This is a genomic window from Mesoaciditoga sp., assembly GCF_054006115.1.
Map to the genome: position 1 here is coordinate 62,410 of NZ_JBPNHS010000007.1, position 6,532 is coordinate 68,941.

Here is a 6,532-nt window from a genome sequence, read left to right on the forward strand (position 1 = left end):
GATCGTTTTGGCTGGCATAGGCTTTAAACTTCAAAAAATGTTGGTAAAAGATACGCTCACAAGCACGGCGCTCGCGCTACTTTACTCTGCCTTGATTTCAGCTGGCCCGTGGCTGATCATGTCTTTAAACGTCTTTTTCATTCAACACTTTTTATTTGGACTGAAGATAGAGTTTTTTAGAATTTCCCTGGCTTATGCTTTCATATTTTCAACCATCATAGATGGGTTTCTCAGTTTTGTTATAAACAGAAGAATTTCGGATCTGGTTTACATAAAAGATGTTAAAAAAGTGTATAAAGAGTATTCTGCCAATATCTTCTTGGTATTTGTGGTATCGTTAAGCATTTCTGCTATTTTCTATTTTTTCCATCATGACTATAGATTTTATCAAATGTTTTTCTCTTCATATCTTTTTGTTGCCCTTTCAGTTTTATGGATACAAGTTATTTACGCTTCAATGATAGAAAAATTTTCTTACCTCATTTTGGCTTTTGCCCTTGGAAATTCATTTTCATTGGTTACAATTTCACTTCTTCATTTGAATGAAGAATGGACTTATTTTTTGTACGATGTCGGTATTGGATTTATCATTTACGCTTTACACTTCATAATTTTTAAAAACCTTAAGAGCAAAGGAATTTCGTTTGAGATCTTCTCGCAGATTAGAAAATACTGGGAAAATATGTTAGTTGGCGTGTTTTACTACTCTTCCATTTGGATTGACGATTTCATAGCTTGGATCATGATTGGAAGGAATTTTTACGATGGATATAGGCTTGCTCCGCTTTACGATATCCCCATGTTTATTTCATACCTTTTCGTGATACCTACCATGATATTATTTGTGATAAACGTAGAAGTTGGATTTTACGAGCAATACAAGACTTTTTACGATTTGTTGGAGCGTAATGGTACTTTAGAAGAGATCAAAAAAAGAAAGAGACTTATGGACATGTATCTCCATCACGCTATTTTAACGGTTTTTGCAGTTCAAATAGCTTCTTCTTTTGTGGGATTGATAATGAGTTTTCCGCTTGTGATTTATTTAAACTTGCCAATAGAATCTTTGAAAATACTACGACTTGGGATCTTGGGGGCCACTTTTAACGCTTTTTTTCTTTTCTTTTTGCTCATAGTTTTCTACTTTGATTTCAGAGAAATAGCCTACCGCGCAACTTTGTTAACTTTTGTAACGAATTTTGTGATTTCCATTTTAACTACGAAATCTTATCCCGCTTTAGGATTTACAGTTGCTTTCATGATAGGAACGGTTTATTTGATGTACACTTTTTTCAAAAAGTACGATTCTCTCATTTACGTGGAATACACAAGACAAAAAAGCACGTTAAAGAGCGGGAAGGTAAAGGTGTGGAAGAATGAGAAAACATAAAGATGTGGGACTCCTATTGGAAACGAGCGCTTTAAGCTTGGCAATTTTTTTAATGGATGTACTTGGCAGGCACAAAGGTTTTGTGGGATATTCGTTTAATCCATATTGGATAACGATTTTTCTTGCAAGTGCATGGTGGGGACTGGATGCTTTTTTGATAACGTCCGTTGAATTCATAATTGTTCTTACGTTTTCATTTTACATTCAAAAGATGCCCGTGAATCCATTCCTTTTTTCGTCTTCGCTTCTTGTGGCCGTTGTTTTTGGTTCTTTGTTGGGGATTGTAGGTGAATCGCATAAGAGAAAGATTTTAAAGCTTGAACGTGAGAAAGAAGAGAAGGAAGAGAAAATTCTAGATTTAAAGAACACAGTTGGAAAAATGAAGCAAACGCTTGAAAATCTCAGAGAAAACTTGTTTTTAGAAGGAAATGGGCTTTCCCTTGTCTTTCAACGCTTACGCGAATTGGAAATTTCTGATGTAGAAGAGATGTTTTCCAGATTTGTGGAAATAATTTCTGAGGTTTTCGATGTTAAGTCAATATCCATTTACAGGGAAAACAACGGATATTTGAGGTTCTTCGTTGGTAAAGGAAGAAGGTACCTTCCGAATTCATTGAAATTAGAAGATTCTCTTGTGATAAGAAACGCCTTTAAAAACGGAATAGCCCTTATTTCAGATGTCCTTCTCTCTAATGAGATAGAAGAGTACGAACCGTGGATTGCGGTTTTAATAGGGGAAGCTGAAAATAACGATGGGGTAATAGTGGTGGAAGATGTTGACAAGCTTTCACGTCAATTCGCTGAACATTTACGTGCCGTAGCTCAGTGGTTTCATGCGAACATAGAAAATGCCAAAGCGATTGATTCTCAATTCGCTTCTCAACACAGAATGCCCGATGGTACCTGGGATGAAGATTTTTTTGATAAGATGAAAAAAGATTACGCTGAAAGGGAAAAGAGATTCGGAATACCCTATTCTATATTGTGTTTTGAAGTGAGCAATGAAGTTTTTAAAAGTGTGGTTCGAGAATTCAGGAAAGATGATTTTGTAACGGTTCTAAGAAGGGAAAATGGAAAGGTAACGTTGAAAGTGTTGCTTTCCGTTTGCGATGAGAAAAATAAGGAGTTGATAGCAAATAGACTCAAAAATAAGTACAAAGGTAAAGTATCAATTTCTGTCAATTGCTAATGGCATCGTTGGCATTGCGAATGTTTATTTGATGACCAAGCATGTAAATGTGTGGAATTTCGTTATAGTCGCGCTTAACGTTTTACTTCACTACATGATTCATCGCGACCTTTCATCTGTGGTTATAGCCATTCTAACGTACCCTCTTGGGCTTTTTGTGCCGATATGGGTGAAGAAGGACGCCTTTTCCGAATTACCCGGATCATCAATTGAAAGGAGTGAAAAATTTAGAAGCTCAAAATATATGGAAAGCATGCCGTTGAGGGTTATATCAAAGCTTGGGAGCGCCGCTCAAAAGAAGGCAGCCATATTGGAATTGAAGGAGCTGGTGAAAAAAGGGGTTGAAGTGAAACAAAATATGAAAGTGCTCGTGTATTTTCTTTCAAGTGATAACCAGGATGTCGCCCTTTACGCTTCAGAAGCCGTAAATGAAATAGAGAGCTTTTATATAGATAAAATAGCCAGCCTTGAACACGCCACTAATCCTCAAGATATTGTTGAATTTTGTAGAACTGTTTTGAACGTGATCAAAACGGACTTAATAGTTGGTCAGTTAAAGGATTACTACGAAGATATTCTCATTCAAAAAGCCAAGTTGGTAAAAGATCGCTTTCCAGATGAGTATTACAAAATCATGTACGAAGCCACCTCTGATATTGACTACCTTGAAAAAGGATTTGAGAAAACTTCTTCTCTGGAATTCTTATCGATGTTGTTCACACAATCCATAAAACACAGAAAGTACGATATTGCAAGAGAGATTTCCATTCGATTTCCCAATGTGGTGAAAGAGGCTGTTAACAAAGAACAGAAAGGCGCGTAACTTTTATATTGAAGTGTAAGCCACGCGCCACTACGTTTTCACTTGTCTATTGGCATTCCCAACGCGTCTTCTGCGCTTTGCATCACTATTTCGGATATCGTTGGATGAGGATGGATGTGTTCGACAAGCTTTTCGAGTGTGAAACCGTTTTGGACTGCCAAAACACCTTCCATGAGTATTTCCGTTGTCATCGGGCCAACCGCGGTAAAACCAAGTATCACTCCATCTTTATCGCTAAGTATTTTGGCAAATCCTTCATTTGATTCCAAGGTTCGAGCCCTTCCCAAAGCACTCATCGGAAAGACACCCTTTTTGTACTCTATTCCTTCCTTTTTCAGTTCATCTTCTCCTTTGCCCACCATTGCGATCTCCGGCTTCGAAAACACGACGCTTGGCACGGCCCTGTAGTCCATCTCCGATTTTTTCCCATTCATGTTGCTTACCGCCACAATACCTTCACGTGATGCCACATGTGCCAACATGTATTTTCCATTTATATCTCCTGCGGCGTATATATTTTCTATGTTTGTTCTCATGCTAAGATCAGTTATAACATTTCCTCTCTTGTCCAATTCTATTCCAAGCGATTTCACATCGTCAAAAACGTTTGATTTTCTACCAACGCTTAAAAGTATCTTGTCAAATTCGTCTTCAAACTTTTCTTCTCCCTCAAAGGTGACAAGATATTTGTCATCCTTTTTCTCAACGGAAAGAGTCTTGGTTTTGACGTGAAGCTGTATTCCACGTTTTTTCAAGGAGTTGGAAACGACTTCCACCACATCTTCATCCATTGCCGGAAGAATGTGATCCATTATTTCCACGATGGTAACTTGGCAATCGAAAGAGGAAAAGAAAGTTGCCATTTCCACTCCTATAACGCCTCCACCAACTATTAGCAACTTTCGAGGGATTTCATTTATTGAAAAAATTTCATCGCTTGTTAGAACTCCTTCAACGTCAAATGGAGGGAATTTTATAGGATGTGAGCCTTGAGAGAGGAGCAGATATTTTGATTCTACCTCTTTGTCTCCTATTTTTACCCTATTTGTGCTTTTAACTTCTGCATGCCCATTGAAAAAATCAACAGAATTCTTTTTAAGAAGAAACTCAATTCCTTTTCTATTTCTTAACACAACCCTATTCGTGCGCGAAACCACTTTTTTAATATCTATTCCTGGATTTTCAACGCTTATTCCAAACTTCTGGGCTCTTTTAATTTCATCGAAGAGTTCAGAGGATGCGAGCCACGCCTTTGTGGGAATACAACCAACATTTGTACATGTACCACCCAAAAATCTATCTTCGGCTATGCCAACCTTCATTCCCAATTGGGAAGCCCTAATAGCAGCCACGTACCCGGCTGGTCCTCCCCCTACAACGAAAAGATCGTATGTCATGAATCTAGCGCCTCCTTTTTATGATAAATCACGTTATATATTATACACGGCGGTGGCATTCTTTTCACTAATTTTGATGAGTGTGATGCTCACTTAAGGCTTTATTCCTCATCCTTTAACTCTTCTATTTCCGTAGGATCGCTTAATTCGATCTTGCACAGCCAACCATTTCCCTCTGGATCGGTGTTGAGAATTTCCGGATTGTTTTCCACTTCTTCATTTACAGCTATAACCTTCCCGCTTATTGGCGAAAGGATATCGTTTTCGGTTTTTATGGCTTCTATCGAGAAAAGTGTATCGCCTTTTTTTATTTCTTTTCCAGGTGATGGAAGATCTACATGAACTATGTCGCCTAATTCATCAAGCTTTTGCTTTGTTATTCCAACAATTCCCACGTTATCTTCTATTAAAATATATTCATTTGTGTCAGTGTACTTTTTCATCTTTCTCTCCTTCTTTCTAGCCTATGAACTTTTCTTCTTTTTCTATTATGTCCATAAAAGAAGAGTAATCTATAAGCTTTACATGTGAGTCTTTTTCCGAGTAGCCCCTTGCTAAAAAATCTTCTTTAATGGCATAAATTTTTCCCTTAACCTTTTTTTCGATATCTTCTTTAAGAGCCCAAAAAACACCGTTTTGTATCAACACCACACTGTTTTCTTCCTTAGTCGTGTTTAGCTTTACCCTCTCAGCTGGATTATCAAATCCATACTTTATCAAAACAAGCGCCATTTTTATCACCCTCTCACATGTATATCACGTAATCAAACGAATGGAAAAAGTCACTTAAATCCCTTTCGTCTATGATCTTTGCTCCAAAATTTTCATCTATATTCTTAACCTTGTACTTTTCAATATGCTCTTTTACCCCGTAAACTGGAGTTTCATATCTTTTTATGAATCTATGAACTATCTTAATTGGAAGCAAATTCAAACTTTCCGGCTTTGTGTCGGCAGACAAAGAAGCTGATGCGCTTTCCATAAGCAAGACGGCTGGTTCTATGTCTTCGCCATACATTCCAAAAGCCGTCCTAAACGCTTCATTCGTCCATATGGATCCCACCGGCGCTTGGTAGACAACAAAAAGCACTTTCTTTTCCACATCTCTCATCTCCTTTTAAGCCATAAGGCTTATGAACCTATCTGATTCGTATATCAATTCGGCAAGCTCCGGAACACCGCTAGGTACAGCTCCTTCGATGATCATGTCTTTGGTTACCCCTCTGTAATCCATACATATTCCGCATATATCAACTTTTAGCCCTTTTTCAGCTATCATCTTTTCCAAAATCTTTGGAATATTTCTGTCTTGCCTTACGGGCTTAACCAATTTGTTCGAAGCCAACGCCGAATCGCAGAAGAGAAATATTTTTACTTCATGTCCTCTTTTCAAAGCCTCATCGGCTATTTTAATTGCCGTGTCTAAGTCTTCGTAAGTGTAAGGGGGATTCATAACTTGAATTGTGATTTTCATATTCATGCCCTCCCATAAAGAATCCATGCCATAAACCAATTACCAAGAATGAAGCATATGCCGGCCACTATTGAGCCAATCCCAAGTTGTGGTATACCCGTGAAATAATTACCGATGTTACATCCAAAAGCAAGTGAAGCGCCTAATCCCAACAATGCACCACCTATGGCCGTTTGAAGATAGACAATGCCTTTCTTTGGCACTCTGAATTTGAATTCTTTTGAAATAACCGCTGAAATGAACGCTGCGATGATTATTC

9 protein-coding genes are annotated in these 6,532 nt (G+C 37.9%); 3 read left to right on the forward strand and 6 right to left on the reverse strand.

Going from position 1 to position 6,532, the window contains the following annotated elements; all coding sequences use genetic code 11:
* Window positions 1-7 precede the first annotated feature (7 nt).
* Genes pelG through ACXJIN_RS01190 form a run of 3 tightly spaced genes read left to right on the forward strand, consistent with a single transcriptional unit; the run spans window position 8 to window position 3,402 of the window.
* Window positions 8-1,390, forward strand: a complete 1,383-nt coding sequence (pelG, locus tag ACXJIN_RS01180) for an exopolysaccharide Pel transporter PelG (RefSeq protein WP_456398817.1) — start codon at window positions 8-10, stop codon at window positions 1,388-1,390.
* On the forward strand, window positions 1,377-2,579 hold the full coding sequence (locus ACXJIN_RS01185) for a hypothetical protein (protein ID WP_456398818.1): 1,203 nt from the start codon (window positions 1,377-1,379) through the stop codon (window positions 2,577-2,579). The genes pelG and ACXJIN_RS01185 overlap by 14 nt, the downstream gene beginning before the upstream one ends.
* Before the next feature lie 31 nt (window positions 2,580-2,610).
* Window positions 2,611-3,402: a hypothetical protein gene (locus ACXJIN_RS01190; protein ID WP_456398820.1), complete on the forward strand. Its 792-nt coding sequence runs from the start codon at window positions 2,611-2,613 to the stop codon at window positions 3,400-3,402.
* A 38-nt stretch (window positions 3,403-3,440) separates the two neighbouring features.
* Here ACXJIN_RS01190 and lpdA read toward each other — a convergent pair whose 3' ends face one another.
* The 6 genes from lpdA to ACXJIN_RS01220 form a co-directional block, all read right to left on the reverse strand.
* Window positions 3,441-4,799, reverse strand: a complete 1,359-nt coding sequence (gene lpdA, locus ACXJIN_RS01195; RefSeq protein WP_456398822.1) for a dihydrolipoyl dehydrogenase — start codon at window positions 4,797-4,799, stop codon at window positions 3,441-3,443.
* Between the two features lie 101 nt (window positions 4,800-4,900).
* Entirely contained in the window at window positions 4,901-5,242 is a 342-nt protein-coding gene (locus ACXJIN_RS01200; protein WP_456398824.1) for a glycine cleavage system protein H, read from the reverse strand.
* A gap of 16 nt (window positions 5,243-5,258) precedes the next feature.
* On the reverse strand, window positions 5,259-5,531 hold the full coding sequence (gene tusB, locus ACXJIN_RS01205; protein ID WP_456398826.1) for a sulfurtransferase complex subunit TusB: 273 nt from the start codon (window positions 5,529-5,531) through the stop codon (window positions 5,259-5,261).
* A 13-nt stretch (window positions 5,532-5,544) separates the two neighbouring features.
* Window positions 5,545-5,901 (reverse strand): intracellular sulfur oxidation protein, encoded by a 357-nt coding sequence (locus ACXJIN_RS01210; protein WP_156097046.1) that lies wholly within the window; start codon window positions 5,899-5,901, stop codon window positions 5,545-5,547.
* A gap of 15 nt (window positions 5,902-5,916) precedes the next feature.
* On the reverse strand, window positions 5,917-6,273 hold the full coding sequence (locus ACXJIN_RS01215; protein WP_456398827.1) for a DsrE/DsrF/TusD sulfur relay family protein: 357 nt from the start codon (window positions 6,271-6,273) through the stop codon (window positions 5,917-5,919).
* Window positions 6,274-6,275: 2 nt separating this feature from the next.
* Window positions 6,276-6,532, reverse strand: a 257-nt coding sequence (locus ACXJIN_RS01220) for a YeeE/YedE thiosulfate transporter family protein (RefSeq protein ID WP_456398829.1), incomplete at its 5' end; no start/stop codon positions are given.